This is a genomic window from Massilia sp. KIM, assembly GCF_002007115.1.
Lineage (GTDB): Bacteria > Pseudomonadota > Gammaproteobacteria > Burkholderiales > Burkholderiaceae_D > Telluria.
In genome coordinates this window covers 387,005-412,462 of the sequence record NZ_MVAD01000003.1, presented here as the reverse complement: position 1 = coordinate 412,462, position 25,458 = coordinate 387,005, and the positions used below count along the sequence as shown (strand labels likewise).

General features: G+C 71.4%; 14 protein-coding genes. 5 read left to right on the top strand and 9 right to left on the bottom strand.

All coding sequences use genetic code 11. The annotated features are described in order from the left end of the window. Positions 1 to 181: 181 nt before the first annotated feature. The 3 genes from B0920_RS22115 to B0920_RS22105 all read right to left on the bottom strand — a co-directional run bounded on the left by B0920_RS22115 (position 182) and on the right by B0920_RS22105 (position 3,747). Positions 182 to 2,014, bottom strand: coding sequence for a DUF885 family protein (locus tag B0920_RS22115; RefSeq protein WP_078034842.1), 1,833 nt, complete (start codon positions 2,012 to 2,014; stop codon positions 182 to 184). A 28-nt stretch (positions 2,015 to 2,042) separates the two neighbouring features. Continuing rightward, positions 2,043 to 3,170 carry a branched-chain amino acid ABC transporter substrate-binding protein gene (locus B0920_RS22110; RefSeq protein ID WP_078034841.1) on the bottom strand — a complete coding sequence of 376 codons (1,128 nt, stop codon included), beginning with the start codon at positions 3,168 to 3,170 and terminating at the stop codon, positions 2,043 to 2,045. 91 nt (positions 3,171 to 3,261) lie between these two features. Next, positions 3,262 to 3,747 carry an Lrp/AsnC family transcriptional regulator gene (locus tag B0920_RS22105; RefSeq protein WP_078034840.1) on the bottom strand — a complete coding sequence of 162 codons (486 nt, stop codon included), beginning with the start codon at positions 3,745 to 3,747 and terminating at the stop codon, positions 3,262 to 3,264. A 154-nt stretch (positions 3,748 to 3,901) separates the two neighbouring features. On the opposite strand from B0920_RS22105, the gene B0920_RS22100 reads away from it, so the two are divergent. The 3 genes from B0920_RS22100 (at position 3,902) to B0920_RS22090 (ending at position 15,325) form a co-directional block, all read left to right on the top strand. Then, positions 3,902 to 5,851: an aminotransferase class V-fold PLP-dependent enzyme gene (locus B0920_RS22100; RefSeq protein ID WP_078034839.1), complete on the top strand. Its 1,950-nt coding sequence runs from the start codon at positions 3,902 to 3,904 to the stop codon at positions 5,849 to 5,851. 182 nt (positions 5,852 to 6,033) lie between these two features. After that, on the top strand, positions 6,034 to 14,421 hold the full coding sequence (locus B0920_RS22095; protein WP_229455879.1) for a GH36-type glycosyl hydrolase domain-containing protein: 8,388 nt from the start codon (positions 6,034 to 6,036) through the stop codon (positions 14,419 to 14,421). A 43-nt stretch (positions 14,422 to 14,464) separates the two neighbouring features. Beyond that, complete coding sequence (locus tag B0920_RS22090) at positions 14,465 to 15,325, top strand: outer envelope protein (protein ID WP_078034837.1); 861 nt, start codon at positions 14,465 to 14,467, stop codon at positions 15,323 to 15,325. 4 nt (positions 15,326 to 15,329) lie between these two features. Here the strand turns inward: B0920_RS22090 and B0920_RS22085 are convergent, their stop codons facing one another. The 5 genes from B0920_RS22085 to B0920_RS22065 form a co-directional block, all read right to left on the bottom strand. Continuing rightward, positions 15,330 to 15,890: a YdeI family protein gene (locus B0920_RS22085; RefSeq protein ID WP_078034836.1), complete on the bottom strand. Its 561-nt coding sequence runs from the start codon at positions 15,888 to 15,890 to the stop codon at positions 15,330 to 15,332. Positions 15,891 to 15,898: 8 nt separating this feature from the next. After that, complete coding sequence (locus B0920_RS22080) at positions 15,899 to 17,149, bottom strand: AGE family epimerase/isomerase (RefSeq protein ID WP_078034835.1); 1,251 nt, start codon at positions 17,147 to 17,149, stop codon at positions 15,899 to 15,901. Next, entirely contained in the window at positions 17,139 to 18,131 is a 993-nt protein-coding gene (locus B0920_RS22075; RefSeq protein ID WP_078034834.1) for a LacI family DNA-binding transcriptional regulator, read from the bottom strand. The genes B0920_RS22080 and B0920_RS22075 overlap by 11 nt, the downstream gene beginning before the upstream one ends. A 29-nt stretch (positions 18,132 to 18,160) precedes the next feature. Continuing rightward, positions 18,161 to 20,518 carry a GH92 family glycosyl hydrolase gene (locus B0920_RS22070; protein WP_078034833.1) on the bottom strand — a complete coding sequence of 786 codons (2,358 nt, stop codon included), beginning with the start codon at positions 20,516 to 20,518 and terminating at the stop codon, positions 18,161 to 18,163. Between the two features lie 128 nt (positions 20,519 to 20,646). Further along, a complete protein-coding gene (locus B0920_RS22065; protein ID WP_143745873.1) occupies positions 20,647 to 20,997 on the bottom strand; it encodes a hypothetical protein in 351 nt (116 codons plus the stop codon). Positions 20,998 to 21,162: 165 nt separating this feature from the next. On the opposite strand from B0920_RS22065, the gene B0920_RS22060 reads away from it, so the two are divergent. Continuing rightward, positions 21,163 to 22,779: a CehA/McbA family metallohydrolase gene (locus B0920_RS22060; protein WP_078034831.1), complete on the top strand. Its 1,617-nt coding sequence runs from the start codon at positions 21,163 to 21,165 to the stop codon at positions 22,777 to 22,779. 3 nt (positions 22,780 to 22,782) lie between these two features. On the opposite strand, the gene B0920_RS22055 is transcribed toward B0920_RS22060, so the two are convergent. Then, positions 22,783 to 23,358 (bottom strand): TMEM165/GDT1 family protein, encoded by a 576-nt coding sequence (locus tag B0920_RS22055; protein ID WP_078034830.1) that lies wholly within the window; start codon positions 23,356 to 23,358, stop codon positions 22,783 to 22,785. A 234-nt stretch (positions 23,359 to 23,592) separates the two neighbouring features. Here B0920_RS22055 and B0920_RS22050 point away from each other — a divergent pair, with 234 nt between their 5' ends. Continuing rightward, complete coding sequence (locus B0920_RS22050; protein WP_078034829.1) at positions 23,593 to 25,449, top strand: M1 family metallopeptidase; 1,857 nt, start codon at positions 23,593 to 23,595, stop codon at positions 25,447 to 25,449. The last annotated feature ends 9 nt before the right edge of the window (positions 25,450 to 25,458 follow it).

The window sequence follows — 25,458 nt, the reverse complement described above, 5'->3', positions numbered from 1 at the left end:
CACCCGCAGCCCTCAAACGTCATCCCCGCGGAGGCGGGGATCCAAGTCCGATGTGCAGCCACTCACGTGACACGTAGGTGGTCAGCAGGAAAACTTGGATCCCCGCCTTCGCGGGGATGACGTTCAGGGGGTAACGCAGGGAATAAGGCCGCGGGTCTGGCGGCTCACCGGCCGCCCCAATTCACTTCGACCCGGCAATCCACTTGTCGACCTTCGCCTCCAACACCGCCAGCGGCAAGGTCCCTTCTCCCAGCACGATCTCGTGGAACTTCGGCAGGCTGAACTTCGATCCCAGCGCCGTCTGCGCGCGCTGGCGCAGTTCCATGATCTTGAGCGAACCGATCTTGTAGCCCAGCGCCTGGCCCGGCCACACCATGTAGCGCTCGATCTGGGCGCGCGCCTCCGGCTCCGAATAGCCCAGGGTCTCCTGGAAGTACTTGATGCCCTGCTCGCGGCTCCAGCCCTTGGCGTGCATGCCGGTGTCCACCACCAGGCGCGCGGCGCGCAGCATCTCGTCGTTCAGGTGGCCGAAGTAGTCTTCCGGCTTGTCGAACAGCCCCATCTCCTTGCCCAGGGTCTCGGCATACAGCGCCCAGCCCTCGGTGAAGGCATTGTTGCCGCCGAACTTGCGGAAGTTCGGCAGCCCCAGTTCCTGCACCAGCGCGATGTGGAAGTGGTGGCCCGGCTGGCCCTCGTGCAGGTAGAGCGTCACCATCCCGGTGCTGCCGTACTGCTTGGGATCGGTCACCACCGACCAGAACACGCCCGGACGCGAACCGTCCACCGCCGGCGGGGTGTAGTGGTCCGAGGCGGTGGCGCGCGACAGCTCGGGCTCCAGGCGCAGGTCGAGCGGCGACTTGGGCATCAGGGTGAACAGGGCCGGCAGCTTGGTGCGCACCTTGGCGTCCAGCTCGCGGAACACCTCGATCACCTGCTGGTCCGAGGTGAAGGGCTTGTACTTCGGCTGCTCCGACACCCAGCGCGGCAGGCCGGCGGCCGGGCCGCTGTAGCCCATCTTCGGGCCGATGGCGGCGTACTCGCCCTGGATGCGCGCCACTTCCTTCAGGCCGATCTCGTGGATCTGGTCCGGCGTGAGGTCGGTGGTGGTCATCGCCGCCACCCGCGCCTGATACCAGGCCGCGCCGTTCGGCAGCGCGCCCCAGCCGGCCGTGCTGCGGGTCGCCGGCAGGTATTCCTTCTCGATGAAGGCCGCCAGCCGGCCCAGCGCCGGGTTCAGCTTGTCGGCGATGGTCTTGCGGTAGCCCTCCGTCAGGCTGCGCTTGTCGGCGGCCGGGAAGGCGGCCGGCAGGTTCTTGACTGGGGTGTAGAAGATGCTGTCCTCGGCCGACTTGGCGACCAGCTGCTGGAACTGGGGCAGGGCGGACTGCATCGGCTCGCGCGGATGCACGATGCCGGCCTTGATCCCCTCGCGCATGTTGGCGATCGACTGGTCGATGTGGGCCGGCAGCTGGGACAGGCGGTTCAGGTAGGCCTTGTAGTCCTTGACCGTGGACAGCGGCTGGGCGCCCTGGCCGCCGGCGTAGTTGGCCAGGATCACCGGCATGCTCACCATCTGGTCGATCGGCAGCAGGTGCTCGGGGAAGGCGGCCAGGCGCAGCGCGGTGTCGAGCTCGAACTTCAGGATGTCGTAGCTGGTCTGGTCGCGGCTGCCCAGCTTGTCGCGCGGGATCGCCTGCAGGCGCTTGAGGTAGCCGCGGTAGAGCGCGAACTGGCGCTCGCGGTTCTTGGGCGAGACCGACAGGCCGAGCTGGTCGATGAAGCGGTTGTCGCCGCCTTCGCTGGCGTACACCGGCTCGAAGCGCGCCACGGCGTCGTAGTATTCGTCGGCCAGCTTGTTGATCGCCTTGCCCGCCTGGGTGTCGGCGCGTTCGGACTTGGCCGACGAGGCGGCAGCAGGGGCGGCGGCAGGGGTGGCGGCATGCGCGCCCGCCAGCGGCGCGCAGGCCAGGGCGGTGGCGGCGGCCAGCGCGCCGAGGGTGTAGCGTTTGCTCATGGGGTGGTGTCCTCTCTCGGGATGATGCTCAGTAGCTGGCCAGCGGGCTCAGGGCGCCGTTCTTGAAGGTGTAGACCGTCACCGTGGTTTTCTTCAGGTTGCCCTTGGGGTCGTAGCCGTAGGTGCCCACCACCCCCTGGTAGCTGATGCTGTGCATGGCCTGGCCGACCTTGGCGGCGTCGAGCGAATTGGCGGTCTTCATGGCCTGGGCGATGAACTTGGTCTGGTCGTAGAACGAAGGCGCGTAGACGTCCGGCTCGCGCTTGAAGCGCGCCTTGTAGGCGGCCAGGAAGGCGGGCCCGCCCGGCTGCTTGGCCACGATCGCGCCGGCCTGGGCGCAGCGCACGTTCTCGCCGACCGCGGCGCCGCCCAGCTTGGCCATCTCGGGGCTGCACAGGGTGTCGCCGCCCAGCAGCGGCACGTTCAGGCCGAGCTGCTTCATCTGGCGCGCCATGGGCGCGGCCTGCGGGGCGTAGCCGCCGTAGAACACGGCGTCCACGCGCTTGGCCTTGAGCGCGGTGAGGATGGCGGCGAAGTCGCTGGCCTTGTCGGTGGTGAACTCGTGGCCCGCGACCTTCATGCCGGCGGCCTGCGCCTGGCGCTTGAATTCCATCGCGATGCCCTGGCCGAAGGCGGTGCGGTCGTCGATCACGCCCACGTTCCTGACCTTCAGTTCCTTGACCGCGTAGGCGGCGACCGAGGCGCCCACCTGGGTGTCGCTGGCGACGATGCGAAACACCGTCGGATAGCCGGCCGCCGTGATCTTGGGATTGGTGCCGACGGTCGACATCAGGATACCGTTGTCGTTGTAGACGCGCGAGGCGGGGATGGCGACGCCCGAGTTGTAGGGCCCGAGCACGAACTTGACGCCGGCGTCGGCGAACTTCTGGGCCACGGTGACGCCCTGCTTGGGGTCGCCCCCGTCGTCCTCGGACTGCAGCTCGAAGCGCAGGGTGTTGCCGCCCACTTGCAGCTTCTGCGCATTGAGTTCCTCGATCGCCAGGCGCACGCCGTTCTCGTTGTCCTTGCCGGCGAAGGCGTTGGCGCCCGAGAGCGGGCCGCTGACGCCGATCTTGACGACCTGTTCGGCGGCGTTGGCATGGACGGCGAGCAGCGCCGCCAGCGCCAGCGGCGCCATGTTCAATGTGGATGGCATTCCCTTGGTCTCCGTTGTATGCGAACGGCCGCCATCATCGCATGAAACCGGCGCGCGGCGGAATGCCTGCGCAGCGCCATGCGCAGCGTACTTACGCGGGCAGGCCGTGCGAGATCAGCTCCAGCGGCAGGGCCGTGGTGAATTTGATTTGTTCCATCGAGAAGGCGGACGAGACCCCGGTTAGGCGCGCGGTCTTGATCAGCTTCTTGTAGAAGCGGTCGTAGCCGGCGATGTCGGTGGTGACCACCTTGAGCAGGTAGTCGACGTCGCCGCTCATGCGGTGAAATTCCAGCACTTCGGGCAGGGCCTCGACCGCGGAGGCGAAGCGCGCCAGCCATTTTTCGTCGTGCTCGGGCGTGCGCACGCTGACGAAGACGGTCACCGGCAGCCCGACCTTGTTGCGGTTGACGATGCTGACGCGGCTTTCGATATAACCCTCTTCTTCCAGGCGCTTGACGCGCTTCCAGCAGGGGGTGCTGGACAGGCCGACCTTTTCGCTCAGGCCGGAGATGGAGAGGGTCGCGTCCGCTTGCAGGGCCGCAAGAATCGCGCAATCAAACTTGTCGAGAGAATTCATGTGCAGATATGAGTATTTTAAGAATGCATATGCTTCAGTTCGACCAAAAATCAGGAAATTTGGAACGTTCTTACTATCGCAACTCCTTACCATATTACTGGACAATAACTCGCATTGCGACAAATTTTTACATTTTTGGCATTTCTTTTAGAAGATGGAAATTTACCTTGACTCGAACGCAACATCGCCCGTGCTGCCGGCCGCGCTGGACGCCGCCATGGCCGCCATGCGCGACTGCTACGGCAACCCGAGCAGCAGCCATGCCGCCGGCCTGCGCGCGCGGGCCGTGCGCGAGGCGGCGCGCGCCGCGGCCCGGCGGGTGATCGGCGCGCCGCGGGGCAGGGTGATGTTCAACAGCGGCGCCACCGAAGGCATCCAGACCGCGGTGCTGTCGGCCCTGTGCGCGGTGCGCGAGTGCCGCGAGCGTGGCGAGGCCTGCGGCGATCTGCTGCTGTACGGCGCCACCGAGCACAAGGCGGTGCCGGAGAGCCTGGCGCACTGGAACAGGGTGCTGGGCGCCGGACTGGAACTGCGCGCGCTGCCGGTCGACGCGGACGGCCGCCATCGGCTCGAAGTGCTGCGCGAGCTCGCGCCGCGCGCCGCCCTGGTCTGCACCATGGCGGCCAACAACGAGACCGGGGTGGTGTCGGACCTGGAGGGCATCGCCGCCGCGCTGGAACACAGCCCGGCGCTGTGGATGGTCGACTGCGTGCAGGCGCTGGGCAAGCTGCCGCTGGCGCTTGGCGCGACCCGCATCGACTACGCGCCGTTCTCGGGTCACAAGCTGTACGCCCCCAAGGGCGTCGGCCTGCTCTACGTGCGCGAAGGCGCGCCCTTCACGCCCCTGATGTGCGGCGGCGGCCAGGAAGAGGGCCAGCGCTCCGGCACCGAGAACATGGCCGGCATCGCCGCCTTCGGCGCGGTGCTGGAAGCGCTCGAGCGCGGCGACACCTTCCGCGGCCACGCGCAATTGGCGGCCTGCCGCGCGCGCCTGGTGGCGGCCCTGCGCCAGGCCTTCCCCGGCATCGTCTTCAACGCGCCGCTGGAGCAGGCGCTGCCGACCACGCTCAATTTCTCGGTGCCGGGCGCCTCCAGCGCCGACCTGCTGGAGATCTTCGACGCCGCCGGCGTGCGCGTCAGCGCGGGTTCGGCCTGTTCGGCGGCCAAGGCCGTGTCCAGCTACGTGCTGGACGCGATGGGCCTGGACCCGGCGCGCAGCGCCTCGGCGCTGCGGATGTCCTTCGGCCCGCTGGTGGAGGACGCCACCATCGACGCCGCCTGCGAGCGCATCATGCGCTGCGGACGCGCGCTGCGCCTGCCCCAGCTTTCCCCGTCGCCGCTGCTGAAGGACCATGAGCAGGGCATGCTGCAGCTCGACGCCGAGGGCCAGACCGGCTGGCTGCTGTTCGACGCCGGCGCGCGCGCCTGCGTCGCGATCGATCCGCCGGCCGCGCTGGCGCCGCGCATCGCCGCCATGCTGGAGGCGGGCGGCTACCGGCTGCGCGCCGCGCTGCATACCGGGACCGACTCCGCTGGCGCGGCCGCGCTGTGCGCCCTGGCGGGCGGCGCGCCGGGCTGGCCCGCCGACTGCCCCGAGCTGAACCTGGGCGCCGGCGTGCTGGCGCGGGTGGAGCTGGGCGGCGCCAGCAATTATCTGTACGTCCCGGCGGCCGGCGACGCGCGCTATGTGTTCGGCGGCGCGCTCGGCCTGGCTGCCGCGCCGCTAGCCGACGCCCTGTTGTGCGGCAGCGAGACCGAGCGCGCCGTGGCGGCGGCCGCTGCGCCGCAGGACGAAACCGGCATGGAACTCGACGCCGGCGCCGCCCTGCGCCTGCTGGAGCAGCATCCGGACGCCATCGTGGTCGACGTGCGCGACCTGCGCGAGCACGGCGCGGGCGAGGCGCGCCTGCACGGCCGCGCCGCGCACAACGTGCCGCTGGCGCGCCTGGCGGAACACGCTCCCCATTTCATCGCCCAGGACGGCCGCCCGCTGCTGTTCGTGTGCCGCAGCGGCGCGCGCAGCCTGCGCGCGGCGCGCACCCTGCGCCGCCTCGGGCACGCCCACACCTGGTGCCTGGCCGGCGGGCTCGCGCTGGCCCACTGACCCCACACCATCCGCAGCCCGGCAGGCATCCGCCTGCTGTGTACGCCACCGCACGGTGACGCCGCCGAGCTTCTTCTAGCATGGCGGTGGCCGTGCGCGCCCAGCGTCTCCTGCCCTGATCCGCCCCGGGCGCCCCTGCGCGCCGGCGGTCGGCGGCGCACGCCTCTGTGTCGAGGTCCCTGTTGAAACCTGAAACCGATCCGATGGCCGACCGGCCGCCCGCGCCGCATGGCGCTGCGCAGGCCGACACGCTGGCCACCGATGCTGCGCCCTTGCGCGCCGCGCCGCTCAGCAGCGCCCAGCTCGCGGTCCACGGCCGCCAGCTCGCCGCGCGCCATCGCCTGGCCGGCCGTGCGCCGGCCGCCGATCTCCTGTCCCTGCTGGACGCCAATGCGGCCGCCATCGCCGCCGCCTGCGACGTCCTCGACCGTGCGGCGCGCGCCGGCTTCGCGCTGCCTCCCTGCGCCGCCCACCTGCTCGAACACTACCACCTGGTCGACGCCCAGGTGCGCCTGGCGCGTGGCGAGCTGCTGCACGCGGTGCGCGCGCTGCCGCGTCTCGCGCCCGGGGGCGAGGCCCGCGCCTGGAGCCTGGTGCTGGAGGCCGTGGCCCACGGCGACGGCCGGGTGGAGCCGGACCAGCTGGCGCGCTTCCTCGCGGCCTACCAGGAAGGCCTGCCGCTGGCGCTGGCCGAACTGGATGCGCTGCCGGCCCTGCTGCGGGTGGCCCTGATCGACAACCTGCGGCGCCTGGCCGCGCGCGCGGCGCGCGCCTGCCAGGAGCGCGAAGCGGCGGCCGGCTGGGCCGTACGCATGGTCGACACCGCCGAACAGCGCCCGGGCGACCTGGTCCTGCTGGTGGCCGACATGGCGCGCAGCCGCCAGCCGCTCGGCAGCAGTTTCGTGGCCGAGCTGGCGCGCCGCCTGCACGGACAGGGGACGGCGCTGGCCCGCTCGCTGGACTGGATCGGCGCCCGCCTGGCGGACGCCGGCTCCTCGATCGCCCAGCAGATGCAGCTCGAACGCAGCGAAGAGGCGGACGACGCGGTGTCGGCCGCCAACAGCCTGGCCAGCCTGCGCCTGGCGTGTGGCATCGACTGGCGCGCCTTCGGCGAAGGCATCGGCGCGGTCGAGCAGGTGCTGCGCACGGACCCGGACGGCAGCTATGGCCGCATGGATGGCCCCACCCGCGACCTGTACCGGCAGGCGGTGGAGCGGCTGGCGCTGGCGACCGGGCAGGGTGAGGCGGAGGTGGCCGAGGCGGCGCTGGCGCTGGCCGGCGTGCACCGCGACACCGGCGAGGGCGGCCTGGACCGGCGCCTGCGCCACGTCGGCTACTACCTGGCGGGGCCGGGCCGGGCCCAGCTCGAGGAGCGCCTGCGCGGCGCCACGGGTGGCCCGGGCTGGCTGCGCCGCTTGCGCCACCTGCGCCGCCAGGCTCTGACGACCCGCATCGGGGCCAGCGCCGCGCTCGGCCTGCTGTTCGCGCTGGCGCTGGCGCTGCACGCGCGCCAGGACGGGGCCGGGCCGCTGCTGCCGCTGCTGGTCGCACTGCTGGCCTTGCCGGGCGCGAGCCAGCTGGCGCGCGCGCTGGTGCGCATGATGTCGGGCTGGCTGGCGCCGCCCGCGCCGACCCCGCGCATGGACTTCGGCGCGGGGTTGCCCAGGGAGGCCCAGACCGTGGTCGCCGTGTCCTGCCAGCTGGGCGGGGGCGCGTCTCTGGCCGCGCTGTGCCGCGAGCTCGAAATGCGCCACCTGGCCAACCGCGACCCGCGCCTGCGTTTCTGCCTGCTGGCCGACCTGCCGGACGCCGGCGCCGAGGAGCTGCCCGGCGACGCCGCCCTCCTGGCCGAGGCGCAGGCGGCGATCGAGGCCCTGAATGCCAAGCACCGCCTGGAGCAGGTCGAGGAGACCGTCGACGAGCACGGCGAGCCGGACGCGCACACGGTCATGATCGAGCCCTTCCTGCTGCTGGTGCGCCGGCGCACCTGGAGCGCCGGAGAGCAGGCCTGGATCGGCCGCGAGCGCCGCCGCGGCCAGATCGAGGACTTGAACGCCTTCCTGTGCGGCGGCGCGCGCGAGCAGCCTGGCGAGCACCCTGGCGCAAGCTTCCTCCTGGCGGCGGGCGGCCTGCGCGCGCTGGCCGAGCTGCGCTACGTGATCGCCATCGAAGCCGGCGCCATGCTGGGGCTGGACGCCGCGCGCCGCCTGGTCGCCGCCATGGCCCACCCGCTCAACCAACCCCTGGTCGCGCCGGATGGCCGGGTCGTCGAGGGTCACGGCATGTTGCGCCCGCAGGTATGCGCGGCGCTGCCGGGCGCCGGCGCTACCCGCTACGAACGCCTGTGGTCGGACGGCGCCGGCTCGTGGGCCGAGCAGGGCGCCGGTTGCGGCGCGGCCGGCGACGGCGGCGTCGGCTGGGCCGCCATCTACGAGGTCGACGCCTGGCGGCGCGCGATGGCGGCCGATGGCCAGGACGAGGGCCGCTTCCTGCCCGGCCTGCCCGAGGAAGACCGCCTGCGCGCCGGCTTCGTGCACGACGTGCGCGTGGAAGCCGGCCACCCCGGCACGCCCGGCGAACACGTGCTGCGCCGCCACCGCGCGGTGCGCGCCCACTGGCAACTCGCGCGCCGCCTGGTCGGCGCGGCGGCGCGCTGGCGCCTGTTCGACCGGCGCCGCGCCAGCCTGGCCGAGCCGGCCATGCTGGCCCTGCTCATCCTGTGCTGGAGCACGCTGGCCGGGCCGGTGTTCTGGAGCCTGGCGACGCTCTCGGTCTACTTCCTGCCGGCGCTGGCCGGCAGCCTGGTCGCGCTGGCCGACCGTCCCTTCGACGCGCCCTGGCGCCAGCACCTGGAAAGCTGGGCGCGCGGCGCGCGCGTGCCGCTGGTGCGCGCGGCGCTGGCCACCGCCTTCCTGCCGCATGCGGCCTGGAGCCAGCTCGACGCCGTCTGCCGCGCGCTGTGGCGGCGCCGGGTCTCGCGCCGCCGCCTGCTGGAGTGGCGCCCGCCGTACCTGGCGCGCTCCAGCGCCGCCATCGTCGACTGCTGGCGCGGCATGTGGTTCGCGCCGGCGCTGGCGGTGGCCACGGCGCTGCTGCTCACCTTTGCCAATCCCTATGCCCTGTTCTCGGCCGCGCCGCTGCTGCTGGTGTGGTTCCTGTCACCGGTGCTGGCCTGGTGGACCAGCCAGCCGGCGCGCCAGCGCGCGCCGCGCTGGTCCGGCGCCGAAAGCGCCTGGCTGGCCGCGATGGCGCGCCGCAGCTGGAGCTATTTCGAGGAGCATCCGGGCGCCAAGGCGCTGCCGCCGGAAGCGGTGCTCGAGCATCCGCAGCCGGCGGTCGACGCGCGCGTCTCGCCGGCCGGCATCGGCTTGTCGCTGCTGGCCGCGCTGGCCGCGCACGACTTCGGCTTCCTGGCGGGCGGCGCGCTGCTGGCGCGCGCCCGCGCCACGCTGTCGTCGGTGGAGCTGCTGGAAAGCTGGCGCGGCCACCTGTTCCAGTGGTACGACGGCGATACCCTGGCGCCGCTCGAGCCGGCCTTCGTCTCGACCGCCGACAGCGGCAGCCTGGCGCTGGCGCTGCGCCTGCTGGCCGCCGGCCTGGACGAGCTGCCCGAGCAGGCGGTGGCAGGGAGCCGCCAGCTGGACGGCATCCGCGCCACCCTGCGCGTGCTCGAGGACAGCGCGCCGCCGCAGTTGCGCGAGCTGGTGGCCCCGGTGTCGCGCTGCCTGGAGCCGGCGCGCTGCCGCGCAGTCGACACCTTGCCGGGACTGGCAGACTGCCTGCGCGCCGTCGCCCAGGAGGCGGGCGCGCTGGCGGCCGGCCTGCCGCAGGACGCCGATCCGCAGCTGAGCGCCTGGGCGCGGCGCCTGGCCGCGCAGTGCGAAGCCCAGCTCGACGAGCTGTTCGCCCTCGCGCCCTGGATGCGCGCGGCCCAAGAGTACGTGATCGGGGCCGACCTGACCCGCATCCCGACCCTGCGCGAGCTGGCGGCGCTGGCGCCGCCCGCCGGCGCCGGCGAGGGCCTGGCGCGGCTGGTGGAGCAGGGCCGCGACTGCGCCCGCGCGCGCCTTGCGCAGGCGAGCGAGCTGGCCGCGCAGGCGCGCGAACTGGCGCGCATGGACTTCCGCGCCCTGCTCGACGGCGCCACCGGCCTGCTGGCGGCCGGCTTCCACGTGCGCGAGGACCGCATCGACGGCGACGGCTGCGACCTGCTGGCGTCCGAGGCGCGCGTGGCCAGCTACCTCGCGGTGGCCGGCGGCCAGCTGGGCCAGGAACACTGGTGGTCGCTCGGACGCCCGGTGCGCATCGAGGACGCCGGCGCGCTCCTGCTGTCGCGCTGCGGGGCCTTGTCGGACTACCTCGGCCCCCAGGTATTGATGCCGTCCTGGCGCGACACCCTGCTCGACGGCGCCGGCCGCGCCGCCGTGCGCGCCCAGGCCCTGCATGCGCGTGCGCGCGACCTGGCCTGGGGCTATGCCGAATCCGGCTGCAACGCGGTCGACGCCGCGGCGCGCTACCGCTTCGGGCGCTTCGGCCTGCCGGCCTGCGCGCTGCAGCGGCGCTCGCCCGACGACCTGGTGGCCGCGCCCCATGCCGCCATGCTGGCCCTGCCGCTGGCCCCCGCGCTGGCGCTGGCCAATCTCGGGCGCATGGCGGAGCAGGGCGCGCTGGGCGAACACGGTTACTACGAGGCGATCGACTACGCGCCGGCGCGCCTGCCGCAGGGCGAACGCCGGGTGGTGGTGCGGGCCTGGGTGGCGCGCCACCAGGCCCAGGGCCTGCTGGCCCTGGCCCAGGTGCTGCACGAGGCCCCCATGCAGCGCCGCTTCCTGGCCGATACCGAGCTCGCCGCCGCGCTCGGCCTGCTGCAGGAAGCCCTGCCGGCTTCCGGCGCCGCGTTGCCGGCGCATTACGGCGCGGGCGTGGAGCAGGAGGACGCGCCGGCGGCGCGCGCCTACGCCCGCGTGATCGCGCCGGCAAATGCCCAGGAACCCGGCGCCCTGCCCGAAGTCCAGCTGCTGTCCAACGGCCGCCTGCACGCCGTGGTGGCCAGCGACGGCGGCGGGAGCGCGCGCTGGGACCAGCGCCTGCTCACCCGTGCGGGAGGCAGCCCGATGGTCTGCTACGTGCGCGACGCCGACAGCGGCGCGCTGTGGTCGAATACCTTGACGCCGACCCTGGCCCAGCCCGAGCGCCACGAGGTGGTGCTGGCGGAAGGCCGCGCCAGTTTCCGCCGCCACGAGCACGGCATCGACATGCTGACCGACGTGGTGGTGGCCCCGGACGACGACGTCGAACTGCGCCGCATCCGCATCGCCAACCGCAGCGCGGCGCCGCGCACCCTGGAGCTGACCAGCTACGTCGAGCTGGATGCGCCGCCGGTGGAACCGGGCCGGCGCGGCGGCGTCAACGCCGCCTTCGAGGATGGCGCGCTGCTCTGCAATACCGGGCCGGAGGCGCCAGTGCTGCTGCACCAGATGACCCTGCGCGGCCAGCCCGGCGCGCCGAGCGTCGAGACCTGCCGCGCGCGCTTCGTCGGCCGCGGCGCCGACCTGCGCCTGCCCCAGGCCGTGGTGCGCGGCGGCGCGCTGGCGGGCGCGGATACCGAACCGGCCCAGCCGGTGCTGGCGATGCGCCACACCCTGGTGCTCGCGCCCGGCCAGGAAGCGACGGTCGACCTGCTGCTGGGCGCTGCCGGCAGCCTGGGCGTGGCCCGCGAGCTGGCCCGGCGCTACCGGTCGGGCGCCCTGGTCGACCACGCCATCGAGGCCGCCTGGACCCAGGGCCAGGCCTTCCTGCGCCGCATGGAACTGGGCGAAGCGGACGCCCAGCTGTATACGCGCCTGGCCGGCTGCGTCCTGGCGCCGGTGCCGGCCCTGCGCGCCGACGCCGCCCTGATCGCCCGCAACGTGCTCGGACGCGCCGACCTCGCGCCCTACGGGGTGAGCGGCGCGCTGCCGGTGGTGCTGCTGCAGGTGGGCCAGGGCCCGGACACCGGCCTGGTGCGCCAGGCCCTGCAGGCGCACGCCTACTGGCGCAGCCGCGGCCTGGCGGTCGACCTGCTGGTGCTGTGCGACAGCCAGGCGGCGCGCGAGCAGGCCATGCACCTGGCCGCCCCGCTGCTCGATCCGAACAGCTTCGAGCAGCCGGGCGGCGTGCACGTGCACCTGCTGCACGCCCTGCCGCAGGAGGACCGCATCCTGCTGCGCTCGATCGCCCGGGTGCTGCTCTCGGACGAGCGCGGCGGCCTGCACGACCAGCTGCGCCGCGCCGCGCGCCCGCGCGCCGTCCTGCCGCCGGCCTTCGCTCCCGCCGCCGACGCCCCCGCCTGGACGGTTCAGGCGCCGCCCCTGGAGGCGCCCGAACTGCGCCAGGACAACGGCATCGGCGGCTATACCCTCGACGGCAAGGAGTACGTGATCCGCTGCGGCGCGGGTGCGCCGGCGCCGGCCGCGCCCTGGCCCAACCTGCTCGCCAACCCGGAGTTCGGCAGCGTGGTCTCGGAGCGCGGCCATGCCTCGAGCTGGAGCGGCCACCACGGCGCGCGCGTCACCGCCGGCGGCGAGGACGAGCTGGCCCCGCGGTCGGGCGAAGCCTTCTACCTGCGCGACGAGGACAGCGGCGTGTTCTGGTCGCCCACGCCCTGGCCGGCGGCCTCCGGCGCGCCTTACCTGACCCGCCACGGCTTCGGCTACAGCGTGTTCGAGCACCTGGCCCACGGCATCCGGTCCGAGCTGCGCTGCTTCGTGGCCCAGGATGCGCCGCTCAAGTATTCGGTGCTCAGGCTGCGCAACGACAGCAGCGCGCCGCGCCGCCTGTCGGTCACCGGCTATGCCGAGTGGCTGCTGGACGACCCGCAGGCGCCGCCCGGCCTGCAGGTGGTGACCGGGATCGACCTGGCCAGCGGCGCCCTGTTCGCGCGCAATGCCTTCGGCGCCGGTTTCCACGACAAGGTCGGCTTCTTCCACCTCGATGCGGTACAGGTGGCGGCCAGCGCCGACCGCATGGAATTCCTGGGGCCGCAAGGCTGCATGGCGCAGCCCGCCGCGATGGCGCGCGCCGGCCTGTCCGGCAGCGTCGGCGCGGGGCTCGACCCCTGCGCGGCGCTGCAGGCCCAGGTCCTGCTCCCGCCGGGCGAGGAGCTGGAACTGGTGTTCGTGCTGGGCGTTGCCGGCCCGGGCAGCCTGGACGCCAGCCGCGTGGTGCAGCGCCACGGCGGCGCCGCGGCCGCGGCGGCGGCCTGGGAACAGCTGCGCGCCTGGTGGGACGCGACCCTGGGCTGCGTCGAGCTGCGCTCGCCGGATCCCGCGCTCGACCTGCTGGTGAACGGCTGGCTGCCTTATCAGAGCATCGCGGCGGCGATGGGTGAGCGCTCGCCGGCGCTGCGTCTGCAGGCCAGCCTCGCGGCCCTGCACGCGCGTCCCGAGCTGGTGCGCGAGCAGCTGCTGCGCGCGGCGCAGGACTTCGCGCAGGCCGGGACCGGTGATGGAGCGCCATATGTGGCCGACTACCTGTGGCTGCCCTTCGTGCTGGCGCGCTACCTGGCCGCGACCGGCGACCATGCGCTGCTGGGCGAATCGCCGGCGGGCCGCGAGGACTTGTACCAGCACTGCGTGCACGGCCTGCGCGGCTGCCTGCGCTTCGGCGAGCGCGGCCTGCCGCTGGCCGGCGCCCGCCTGCACGGGGAGGCGCAGGGCCCGGGCAGCCGCAGCGAGAGCGTGCAGCTGGCCTTCTTCATGGGCCTGGTGCTGCAGCGCTTCGCCGAGGTCGCCGAGCGGCGCGGCGATTTCGGCTTCGCCACCACCTGCAGCGGCGCGGCTCTGGCGCTGGCGGCCCAGGCCGAGGAGCACGGCTGGGATGGCGAGTGGTACCGCTGGGCCTATCTCGACGATGGCGGCGCCCTCGGCAGCCAGGCGAGCGGCGCCTGCCGCCTCGACCTGGCGACCCAGGCCTGGGCGCTGCTGGCGGGCGCGGCGCGCGGCGAAGCGGCGATGCGCGCGGCCGCCCTGAGGCTGGACGGCGAGGCCGCGGCGCGCAGCGAGCCGCCGGCCGACGGGCAGTGGGCGCCGGGACTGGACGCCTGTCCCGGCCAGGAGCACCGCGCCACCGCCTGGGCGGCCATGGCCCTGGCGCGGCTGGACGAGGGCGCGCGCGCCTGGCAGCTGGCCCGCTTGCTCGATCCGGCCGCGCGCAGCGCCAACCCGGACGCCTGCGCCCGCTACGCGGCGCCGCCTTACTTCCTGACCGATGGCCTGCGCACGATAGCCCCGAATGCAGGGCGCGCGTTCGGCGGCTGCTACACTGTGGCCCCGGCCTGGACCTGGCTGCTGGTGGTCGAAGCGCTGCTGGGCCTGGAGCGTCAGGGGCAGCGCCTGCTGCTGGCGCCCTGCGCGCCGCCGGGCGAGGGTGAACTGGTGCTGCGCTACCGCTACCGCAGGACGATCTACGAGATCTCCGTGCGCGCCGGCGCCGGCGGCCAGGGCCTCACGCTCGACGGCGTGCCGCTGGCCGAGCCCGGCATCGTGCTGGCCGACGATGCGCGCCTGCACCGCGTGCAGCTGCGGGCCTGAGCCGGCCCGGGACGCGCGACATCATAAGACGAGGGAGAATGACATGAGCAAGACCATCCGCGCCGCCTGCTGCGCCGCACTGGCCCTGGCCGCCGGCGCGGCCCAGGCCGTCGACTGGGCCGACAACGCGCTCAGCTGGCGCTACGGCACCCGCTTCGCCGAGCCCTTCAATCCGGACCACATCAACAAGCACGTGCTGGCCTTCACCCACGCCAGCGGCTACAAGTACGGCAGCAACTACTTCAACCTGGACGTGCTCAAGTCCGACAGCAAGGATCCGCGCTCGCTCACCGACAGCACCGGCGCCCTGGAAGCCTATCTGCTCTACCGGCACACCCTCGACCTCGGAAAGCTGAGCGGCAAGGAGCTGCGCTTCGGGCCGGTGCGCGGCGTCGGCCTGACCGGCGGCTTCGACTTCAACTTCAAGGAAGACGTCGGCTACAACTCGCGCAAGCGCATGTGGGTGCTGGGGCCGACCCTGATGCTGGACGTGCCGGGCTTCCTGAACGCCAGCCTGCTGCTGATCCACGAGAGCAATGCGCCGCACGGGGCCTTCCCGCCGATCTCGAACGTGGGCGGACGCCGCTACACCTTCGAGAACCACCCGATGCTCAACCTGAGCTGGGGCATCCCGATCAACGAGCGCTGGGCTTTCGAGGGCTATGCCAACTTCATCGCCGAGAAGGGTCCGGACGAGGTGGGCAACCCGACCAGCGCCGAGACCAACATCGACATGCAGCTCATGTACGACGTGGGCGCGCATTTCGGGCAGAAGAAGAACCGCTTCCGGGTCGGGCTCGAATACCAGTTCTGGAACAACAAGTTCGGCAACTCGCGCGCCAGCACCGGCGGCCGGGGACAGCGGGCCAGCACGCCGATGGTGCGGGCCGAGTACCACTTCTAAGCGGCTAGAGGCGCTGCCCGCGCGCGCAGGCCTCGATCAGGCGCTGCAGGCGCGCGGCGCGCGTCTCTTCCTTCTTCGCGCTGGTCACCCAGTGCAGAAGCTGGCTGCGGTAGCCGGGCGGACAGGTCTCGAAGTAGGCCCAGGCCTGGGCTTCGCCCTGGAAGCGCGCGAGCGCCTCGGGCGCCAGCTCGGCCGGCGTCTCGCGCTCGTGCGCATACACGCGCGAGCGCGCTTCGCTGCGGCGCGCGAAAGCCTGTTCGCCGGCTTCGGTCATCAGGCCCTCGGCGCGCAGGCGCGCGACCTTGTCGATGTTCACCGCGCTCCAGATCGAACCGGCCTTGCGCGGCGTGAAGCGGATCGTGTAGGTGTCCTCGTCGACGCGCTTGCGCACGCCGTCGATCCAGCCGAAGCACAGGGCCTGGTCGACCGACTCGGACCAGCTCATGCAGGGCCGTCCGCTGCCCACCTTGTGGAAACCCACCAGGAGTTCGCCGCCCTCGTGGGCGTGCGCCTGCAGCCAGGCGCGGAATTCCCGGGCGCTGGCGAAGAACACCGGTTCGCTCATGGCCGGCTTCATGGCGCGCCGCGGCGCCGCGCCAGCGCCGGCATGATGTCGTAGCAGGCGCCCATGGTGTGGTAGTCGACCTTGCCCGCCGGGCTCTTCTCGTCCGAGTATTTGCGGTTATCGAAGCTGAGGATGCGGTACCAGGCGCCGTGCTCGTGGTCGACGAAATGCTCCCAGCTGTAGGCCCACAGGCGCTCGTAGTCCAGCCAGTAGCGCTCGGCGCCCGTGCGCGCGCCCAGCAGGGCGGCGGCGGCCAGGGTCTCGGCCTGCACCCAGAAATACTTGTCGGCGTCGCACACCGTGCCGTCCGGCGCGAAGCCGTAGTGCAGGCCGCCGTGAACCTTGTCCCAGGCATGGCGCCAGGCGGTCGCGTACAGGTCCTGGGCGGCGGGCAGCAGCCAGTCGGCCGGCCCCGCCAGCTGGGGCGCATGGGCTTCGAGCTGCAGCAGCAGCTTGCTCCATTCGGTGAAGTGGCCCGGCTGGTAGCCCCAGGGGCGGAACAAATTGGCCTTGTCGTGCAGGTTGAAGTCCCAGTCGACCTGCCAGTCCTTCGTGTAATGCTCCCAGATCTTGCCGCCGGCGCGGCCGGCCTGGCGCTGGGTGATGTTGCGCGCCAGGGTCTCGGCCCGGTGCAGGTAGGGCAGGTGTTGGGTAGCGCGGTAGGCCGCCAGCAGGGCTTCGCAGGCGTGCATGTTGGCGTTCTGGCCGCGGTAGGGATCCAGCGCGCTCCAGTCGCCCCTGGCCTGGTCGGCGTACAGGCCGTGTTCCGCTTCCCAGAAGCGCGCCTCCATCAGTTCGAAGGTCTCGGCGATCCAGTCGCGCGCTTCCTCCACACCCGCCATCAGCGCATGCGCATAGGCCAGCAGGACGAAGGCCAGGCCGTAGCAATGGTTGTCGTCGTCCAGCACGCGCGCCTGGCCATCCTCCCAGGCCAGTTGCCAGGCGTAGCCGCCGGTGGCCGGGTTGCGGTGGACGCGGCGCAGGAAGTCGAGGCCGTGGCGCACCATGTCCTGGTACTCGGATTTGCCGAAGTGGCGCCAGGCGCTGGCGAACACGAACACGAAGCGGGTGCTCGACACCAGGTGGCGGGTGGCGGCGTCGTAGACCCTGCCGTCGTCCTTGAAGAAATGGTAGAAGCCGCCGCTGGGGTCGACGCAGCGCGGGTAATAGAAGGACATGGTGTGCGCCACGTGGCGGTCGAGCGTGTCCGGCGAAAAGAAATCGGGGAACTTCTGCATGGGGTCTTCCTTAGTCGTCATTGCTGCTCTCGCGCACCACCAGCTGCACGGGGAGGGTCTGGTCGAGGCCCTGGTCCGGGTGCGGCGCCCCCTTGTCCAGCAGCAGTTCGACGCCCACCGCGCCCAGGGCTTCCTTGTCGATGCTGATGCTGCTCAGCGGCGGCACGGCCTGGGCGGCGGCGCCGATGTCGTCGAAGCCGACGATGGCCAGGTCGTGCGGGACCTTCAGGCCGCGCTCCAGGCAGCAGGCCATCGCCGCCAGGGCGGTGCTGTCGTTGTAGCAGAACAGGGCGTCCGGGCGCTGGGGCAGGGCCAGCAGCTGCTCGACGGCCTGGCGCACGTTGGCCACCGGGTTGCCGATGCTGGGGAGCTGGATCTCGAGCTCGGGGTCGGCCAGCATGCGCGCCTCGAACAAGGCCTTGCGAAAGCCACGGCTGCGCTCGTGGATGCTGTAGTGGGCCAGCGAGCCGCACAGCATGGCGATGCGGCGCCGGCCCTGGCGGATCAGGTGGCGGGTGGCCAGGTAGCCGCCCAGCTGGTGGTCCGGGTTGACGCTGCGGTAACCGGGCAGGCGCATGTCGAGCAGCACCAGCGGCTTGCCGGTCTCGCGCAGCACGCCCAGCAGCTCGGGCTCGAAGAAGCCGGCGCACAGCAGGGCGTCGGGCTGGTGCACCCGCACCAGGTCCAGCACCGGCTCGGCCGGCCCGACCACCACGAAGGACAGGGCGATGCCGCGCTTGCGGCAGGCTTCCTCGGCCCCGTGCAGCACCGGCAGGTAGAAGGGGCTGCTCGACTGGGTGTCGTGCTGGCGGTGCAGCAGGAAGGCGATGCGGCGCACCTCGCCCTGGCGCAGGTTGCCGAAATCGTAGCCGAGCTGCTGGGCCACGGCGCGGATCCGGGCGCGGGTGCGCTCGGTCAGCCCGTCCTGGTTCTTCAGCGCGCGCGAGACCGTGCCGATGGAGTAGTTGGTCGCGCGCGCGATGTCGCGGATGGTCACCGGCATGGCGGCCCCTCAGCGCAGCCTGTCCGCCGTCATTGCGCGCCGCTCCCGTAGCGGGTCTGGGTGTAGGGCCGGCTGGCCGGCGACTTGCCCCAGTCCTTGTTGGGCGTGGCCTGCATGGTGAACACCAGTTCGCCGCCGGCGGTGATGTCCTCGTGGCGCAGGAAGGTGCGCTCCAGCGCGCGGCCGTTGAGCGTGACCTTGCCGACGTAGCGGTTGGCCTCCGACAGGTTCAGCGCGCGCACCGTGAAGCGCTTGCCGTTCGGGAGGTTCAGGGTCGCCTTGTCGAGGAAGGGGCGGCCGATCACGTACTCGTTGCTGGCCGGCGCCACCGGATAGAAGCCGAGCGCGGTGAAGGCGAACCAGGCCGACATCTGGCCCAGGTCGTCGTTGCCCGAGAGGCCGTCCGGACGGTTGGCGTACTGGGTCGCCATGATGTGGGTCAGGCGCTCCTGGGTGCGCCAGGGCGCGCCGGCGAAGTTGTACAGGTAGGCCACGTGGTGCGAGGGCTCGTTGCCGTGGGCGTAGTGGCCGATCAGGCCCGAGATGTCTTCCATGTGGGCGTAGACGTTCTCGTCGACCTTGGCGTCGAACACCTGGTCCAGCTTGGCCACCAGGGCGGCGTCGCCGCCCAGCATGGCGATCAGGCCTGCGTTATCGTGGGGCATGTACCAGGAATACTGCCAGGCGCTGCCCTCGGTGTAGTCGCTGCCGAAGTTCGACTGCACCGGGTTGAACGGGGTGCGGAACTCGCCCGTGCTCTTGCGCGCGCGGATGAAGCCGGTCTCCTTGTCGAACACGTTGCGGTAGTTCTGGGCCCGTCCGTAGTAGCGCGCCGCCACGTCCTTCTTGCCCATCTTCTCGGCCATGCGCGCGATGGTCCAGTCGTCGAAGGCGTATTCCACCGTCTTGGAGGCGGCTTCCGGTTCGCGGTCGATCGGCACGTAGCCCAGCTTCATGTAGTGTTCCAGGCCGCCGTAGGGACCGTATTCGGCGCTGGCGGTCATCGCGGCCAGGGCCTGCTCCGGGTCGAAGCCGCGGATGCCCTTCATGTAGGCGTCGGCGATCACCGGCACCGCGTGGTAGCCGATCATGCACCAGGTCTCCAGGCCGTGGAAGGACCACACCGGCAGGATGCCGTAGGGGCTGTGCTGGCGCGCCGCGATCAGGGAGTTCACGAAGTCGGCGTTGCGCTGTTCCGGCGCCAGCAGGGTGAGCAGGGGGTGCAGGGCGCGGTAGGTGTCCCACAGCGAGAAGGTGGAGTGGAAGCGGAAGTTCTTCGCCTGGTGCACCTGGTTGTCCGGTCCGCGGTAGCGGCCGTCGCGGTCCATGAAGAGCGAAGGCGCCAGCATGCTGTGGTAGAGCGCGGTGGTGAACATGGTGCGCATCGCGTCCGGCGCCTCGACGCTGACCGCGCCGAGGGCGGCGTTCCAGGCGGCGCCGGCCTTGCCGCGCTCGGCCTCGAAGTCCCAGCCCGGCATCTCTTCCAGGTTGGCCAGCGCGTTGTCCTCGCTCACCGGCGAGATCGCGACCTTCACCATCAGGGTGCCGTCCTGGGGAGCGCCGAATTCCAGCGCCGCCACCAGGGCCTTGCCCTCGACCAGCACCTTGTCGGCCGGGGTCTTGCCCGGCGGCGCGAAGCCGCGGTACTCGATGGCTTCCTCGCGGTTGTGCAGCTGGCGCGCCGTCATCGGGCGCGAGAACTTGACCGCGAAGTAGAGCTGGCGGCCGGGCGCCCAGCCGCGCGTCTCGCGCATGCCGGTCAGGGTGGTGGCGTCGCGCACGCGCAGGCGCGACCACAGGTTCTTGCTGCTGTAATCGTAGATGCTCTGGCGCAGGTCGAGGATCACCTTGGCCGGCGCGTCCTTGTGGAAGCGGTAGCGGTGCAGGCCCACGCGCTCGCTGGCGGTGAGCTCGACGTCGACCTCGTTGTCCTTCAGGCGCACCGCGTAATAGCCCGGTTCGGCCTTTTCCTCGGCGTGCGAGAAGCGCGAGCGGTAGCCCGAGAAGGGGCGCTCGGGGTAGCCCGGCTCCAGGCGGGTCTCGCCGCCGCTGTAGGGCATCAGGAGCACGTCGCCCAGGTCGGAGTGGCCGCTGCCGGAGAAGTGGGTGTGCGAGAAGCCGAGGATGGAGTCGTCGTTGTAGCGGTAGCCGGCGGCCCAGGGATAGCTCTGGCGGAAGTGGCGCACCTGGGTGTCGGGGCTGAGCTGCACCATGCCGAAGGGCCGGCTGGCGCCGGGGAAGGTGTGGCCGTCGCCGCCGGTGCCGATGAAGACGTTGACGGCCGCCGCCGGGGAGCCCGGGGCCGCCGCCTGGGCGGGAAGGGTGGCCAGCAGCGCCGCCGCCAGCAGGGTGAGGGACAAGGAACCGCGTTTGCAACGAACTGTCATGGTGTCTCCATTCTTGTGCGCCAGTGCCAATCCGGCACTTATATGCCGAGTCCGCCTCCTCAGCAATAAGACGCGCGCGATCAGCGGCATGTTTAGCTCGTTTACTAAACACGGCGAGAATGTCGCGCTCAATATACGCCGGCTTCGACCTCGTCCTTGACCGTCAGCACCGCGTCCGCGGTCACGCGCGCCTCCAGGCTGCCCCGGTAGCCCGGCTGCAGGTAACTGCCGATGATCAGCCGCCGCCCTCCCGCCAGCGCCAGTTCGACGTGCGAATCGCCGGTAGGCGAGAGGCGCAGGCGCTTGGTCTCGCCGGGCGCCAGGTCGCCGATGGGATAGTCGCGCCCGGTGACCCGCACCGTCACCCCGGACAGGGGCTGCGCGCCGACGTTGACCAGGGTGAAGTTGACGCCGGCCGGCCGCCACGTCAGGACGGCGGCGAGCAGGACCACGGCGAGGACCACGAGCATTGTCTTCATGAGCCCGATGGTAACCCGGGCCGGCGCCGCAATCTGCATCACTTTGTCACGGCGGAAAAATTAAATAAACAACAATTTATTTCCGCACAAACTATGTGATCAAAAAGACAATGAAGTGCGGTGCTGGAGCAAAAGCGATTTCCATGAAATTGCAAAAATTGCATCATGAAGACCGCTCTCCTATCCCCTCTCTTTTCCGCCCTGATGCTGGCCGCCTGCGCGCCGGCCGCCGCCGCCCCGAGCGAGCACAGGGAGTTCGACGCCACGCTGTACGCGCCCTTCCAGGGCGGGGCCCAGGCCCAGCGCAGCTTTACCCTGCAGTTCGACTATCCGGGCCTGCCGCGGGCCGGCGTGGTCGACTGGCGGGTGGAACTGGTGCGCCCGGACGGCCGGGTAGCGCTGCGCTGGCGCGGCGAGACGCTGCTCGAGGGCGAAAGCCTGAGCGTGCCGCTGGCCTGGTCGGGCCGCATCGGCAGGCGCGTCGCCCCGCCCGGCATCTACCGGGTGCGCCTGCACGCCAGCCTGCGCGGCGATGCCCACCAGGCCCTGAGCCAGAGCTGGGAGATCGCGGTCGGCGCGCCGCCGGCGCCGGCCATGCCGCGCTTCCAGGCGCTGCCGGGAGCCGCCGGCGCGCCGGGGGCGGCGCCGGCGCCCGCCACGCTTCCCTACACGGTCTACCTGGGCAACCTGCACAGCCAGACCAACCACAGCGACGGCGGCGCCGCCGTCACCGCCTGCAAGGGCGCCCAGGATCCGCTCAGCGCGCCCTTCGGTCCCGACGCGGCTTTCGACTTCGCGCGCAGGCAGGGGCTGGACATCCTGGCCGCGTCCGAGCATAACCACATGTACGACGGCTCGGAAGGCAGCGCCCCGGAGGCCGACCCGGCGCGCGCCAAGGCCCTGTACCAGTCGGGCCTGGCGAGCGCGGAAGCCTTCTCGAAGGCGTATCCCGGCTTTCTTGCCGTGTACGGCATGGAGTGGGGCGTCATCAACAATGGCGGCCACCTCAACATCTTCAACAGCCGCGAGCTGCTGGGCTGGGAAAAGAACGCCAAGGGAGAGCTGCTGGCCGATACCCTCAGCCCGCGCGGCGACTATGCCGCCCTGTACACCCTGATGCGCGAACGCGGCTGGGTGGGCCAGTTCAATCACCCGGCCCTGGCCGGCCAGTTCCAGGTGAACGGCGTGCCGCTCGCCTACACCCGCGACGGCGACGAGGCGATGGTGCTGTGCGAAGTGATGAACACCAGCGCCTTCTCGACCAACCTGAGCGAGAGCGAAACCCGGCGCAGCAATTTCGAGGCCGCCTGCAACAAGCTGCTCGAGGCGGGCTACCACCTGGCCTTCAGCACCAACCAGGACAACCACTGCGCCAACTGGGGCGCGAGCTCCGCCAACCGCACCGGCGTCCTGATTGCCCAGGGCGCGCCGCTGACCATGGACAGCTTCGTGGAAGCCCTGCGCGCACGGCGCGTGTTCGCGACCATGGACAAGCATTCGCAGCTGGTGTTCACCGCCAACGGGCGCATGATGGGCGAGCGCCTGCGCAACCGGGGACCGCTCACCCTGGCCGCACATTTCGCCAGCGCGGCGGGCAGGTCGGTGGCGGCGGTGGCGATCATGGAAGGGGTCCCGGGCCGCAACGGCGAGGTGAGCCGCCTGTCGGAGACCGCCACCACCACCTACACGCCGGCCCCCGGCGAGCATTTCTACTACGCCCGCATCACCCAGGACGATGGCGGGGTGCTGTGGTCGGCCCCGGTCTGGGTCACCCAGGAGTGAGGCTCAGAAGCCCAGGCCTTCGCCCGCGCCGAGCAGGGTGGCGACGCCCAGCACCACGAAGATCAGGGCCGCGATGCCGTGCACCAGCCTGACCGGCACGCGTTTGGCGATGCGCTCGCCGAAGATCACGGCCGGCACGTTGGCCAGCATCATGCCGAAGGTGGTGCCGGCGACAATGGCCGCCATCGATTCGTAGCGCGCCGCCAGCGCCACGGTGGCGACCTGGGTCTTGTCGCCCATCTCGGCCACGAAGAAGGCGATCAGGGTGGTGAGGAAGACGCCGTGGCGCGCCAGGCTGGCCTCTTCCTCGTCGATCTCGTCCGGCACCAGGATCCAGGCCGCCATGCCCAGGAAGGACAGGCCCAGCACCCAGCGCATCACGCCCGGGCCGAGCAGCTCGCTCACCAGCGCGCCCACCGCCGCCGCGAAGGCGTGGTTCAGGATGGTGGCGACGAAGATGCCGGCCACGATGGGCATCGGGCGGCGAAAGCGCGCCGCCAGCAGGAAGGCCAGCAGCTGGGTCTTGTCGCCGATCTCGGCGAGCGCCACGATGCCGGTCGAAACGAGGAAGGCGTCCATACGGTGGGGTGCGGGGGAGGGTGAAGGTGGGGCGAAAAGAGGCGCGATCATAGCAGACCGTGCGCGCCGCCGCTGTACTTACAGCCAGCCGTGAGGCTGGCCGTTACGGCTAGCCGTAAGGCTCGCCCTACGGCCCACCGCGCCGGGCCGGCGCTTTCGCTGGCGCTGGGTGCGTGCTATTCTGCACGCGCCCCGGCCCGGGGCCACGCCCGGGCCGCATCCCTGCGAGAGACCATGAAAACACGTTTTCTGTTGCGCGCCGCCGCCACCGCCATCCTCGGCGCCTGGAGCGCCTGCGCGTTCGCGCTCGACCCCCTGAGCTACGCCAAGTACGACCAGGTGAAAACCAGTGCCCTGCACATGGACCTGAAGGCCGACTTCGCGCGCAAGACCCTGGACGGCTACGCCGAGCTGACCCTCGACTGGTTGGACAAATCCGCCACCACCCTCGACCTCGACACCCGCGAGCTGAGCATCGCCAAAATCGAAGCCCAGGATGCCGGCGGCGCCTGGCGCGCCGTCCGCTACACCCTCGACAAGTTCGACCCGGAGAAGGGCCAGGCCCTGCGCATCGCGCTGCCCGGCCAGCCGAACAAGGTGCGCATCCACTACCGCACCGCGCCCACCGCCACCGCCCTGCAGTGGCTGACGCCGGCCCAGACCCTGTCGGGCAAGCGTCCCTTCATGTTCAGCCAGTCGCAATCGATCAACGCGCGTTCCTGGGTGCCGATCCAGGACACGCCGGCGGTGCGCTTCACCTACACCGCCCGCATCCAGGCGCCGGAAGGCCTGCGCGTGGTGATGAGCGCCGATAACGACGCCAAGGCCACCGGCAAGGGCGGCTGGAAATTCACCATGCCGCAGCCGATCCCGTCCTACCTGCTGGCGATCGGCATCGGCGAGCTGGACGTGCGCTCGCTGGGCCCGCGCACCGGCGTCTACGCCGAACCGAAGCGCATCGGCGCCGCCGAGTACGAGCTGGCCGACACTGAGAAAATGGTGGCGGCGGCCGAGTCGCTCTACGGCCCGTATCGCTGGGGGCGCTACGACATGCTGGTGCTGCCGCCTTCCTTCCCGATCGGCGGCATGGAGAATCCGCGCCTGACCTTCCTGACCCCGACCATGATCGCGGGCGACCGCAGCCTGGTCGACCTGATCGCCCACGAGCTGGCGCACAGCTGGTCGGGCAACCTGGTGACCAACGCCTCCTGGAAGCACTGGTGGCTGAACGAAGGCTTCACCACCTACGTGACCACGCGCATCCTCGAAAAGATCTACGGCGAAGAAGTCGCCACCATGAACCTGCAGCTCGAGCAGGAAGAGGCGCTGGAGCACCTCAAGACCCTGGCGAAGGAAAAGCAGGCCCTGGTCACGCGCCACCCGGACACCTCGTCCGAACACTACACCGACGAGGAGCTGGCCTATCCGAAGGGCGCCTGGTTCCTGCGCACACTCGAGCAGCGCGCCGGCCGCGCCGCCTTCGATCCCTTCCTGCGCGGCTGGTTCGACCAGCACGCCTTCCAGAGCGTGACCACCGAGCAGTTCGTCGCCTACCTGCGCGCCAACCTGCTGGCCAAGAACCCTCAGGTCATGAGCGAGGCCGAGCTGGATGAATGGCTGTACGGCCCGGGTATCCCGGCCAGCGCCAAGCTCGCCGTGTCCGAGCGCCTGGCGCGCCTGAACGCCACGACGGCGGCCTGGCTCAAGGGCGAGCTGGACACCGCCCAGCTGCCTACCAAGGCATGGAACGCCGCCGAGTGGATGAAGTTCTTGAACGACATCGACAACAAGGCCGACGCCAAGCGTCTGGAAGAACTGGACAAGGCCTACGGCCTGGCGAAGACCGGCAACAACGAGGTGGCCTTCCGCTTCTACCGAGCCTCGGTGCATGCCGGCTACCGCGGCATCCGTCCCAACCTGGAAGCCTTCCTGATGAGCGTGGGCCGCCAGAAGTTCGTGGTGCCGCTCTACGCCGCCCTGCGCGCCAACGAGCAGGATCGGGCCTGGGCCGAACGCGTCTACAAGGCGGCGCGCGCGCGTTACCACCCCGAGACCCAGGCCAGCGTCGACAAGCAGATGAACAAACGATGAGAGAGAAGA

Coding starts and splice junctions, on each gene's coding strand:
- B0920_RS22115 (WP_078034842.1), bottom strand. CDS start 2,014: ATGAGCAAACGCTACACCCTCGGCGCGCTGGCCGCCGCCACCGCCCTG.
- B0920_RS22110 (WP_078034841.1), bottom strand. CDS start 3,170: ATGCCATCCACATTGAACATGGCGCCGCTGGCGCTGGCGGCGCTGCTC.
- B0920_RS22105 (WP_078034840.1), bottom strand. CDS start 3,747: ATGAATTCTCTCGACAAGTTTGATTGCGCGATTCTTGCGGCCCTGCAA.
- B0920_RS22100 (WP_078034839.1), top strand. CDS start 3,902: ATGGAAATTTACCTTGACTCGAACGCAACATCGCCCGTGCTGCCGGCC.
- B0920_RS22090 (WP_078034837.1), top strand. CDS start 14,465: ATGAGCAAGACCATCCGCGCCGCCTGCTGCGCCGCACTGGCCCTGGCC.
- B0920_RS22085 (WP_078034836.1), bottom strand. CDS start 15,890: ATGAGCGAACCGGTGTTCTTCGCCAGCGCCCGGGAATTCCGCGCCTGG.
- B0920_RS22080 (WP_078034835.1), bottom strand. CDS start 17,149: ATGACGACTAAGGAAGACCCCATGCAGAAGTTCCCCGATTTCTTTTCG.
- B0920_RS22075 (WP_078034834.1), bottom strand. CDS start 18,131: ATGCCGGTGACCATCCGCGACATCGCGCGCGCGACCAACTACTCCATC.
- B0920_RS22070 (WP_078034833.1), bottom strand. CDS start 20,518: ATGACAGTTCGTTGCAAACGCGGTTCCTTGTCCCTCACCCTGCTGGCG.
- B0920_RS22065 (WP_143745873.1), bottom strand. CDS start 20,997: ATGAAGACAATGCTCGTGGTCCTCGCCGTGGTCCTGCTCGCCGCCGTC.
- B0920_RS22060 (WP_078034831.1), top strand. CDS start 21,163: ATGAAGACCGCTCTCCTATCCCCTCTCTTTTCCGCCCTGATGCTGGCC.
- B0920_RS22055 (WP_078034830.1), bottom strand. CDS start 23,358: ATGGACGCCTTCCTCGTTTCGACCGGCATCGTGGCGCTCGCCGAGATC.
- B0920_RS22050 (WP_078034829.1), top strand. CDS start 23,593: ATGAAAACACGTTTTCTGTTGCGCGCCGCCGCCACCGCCATCCTCGGC.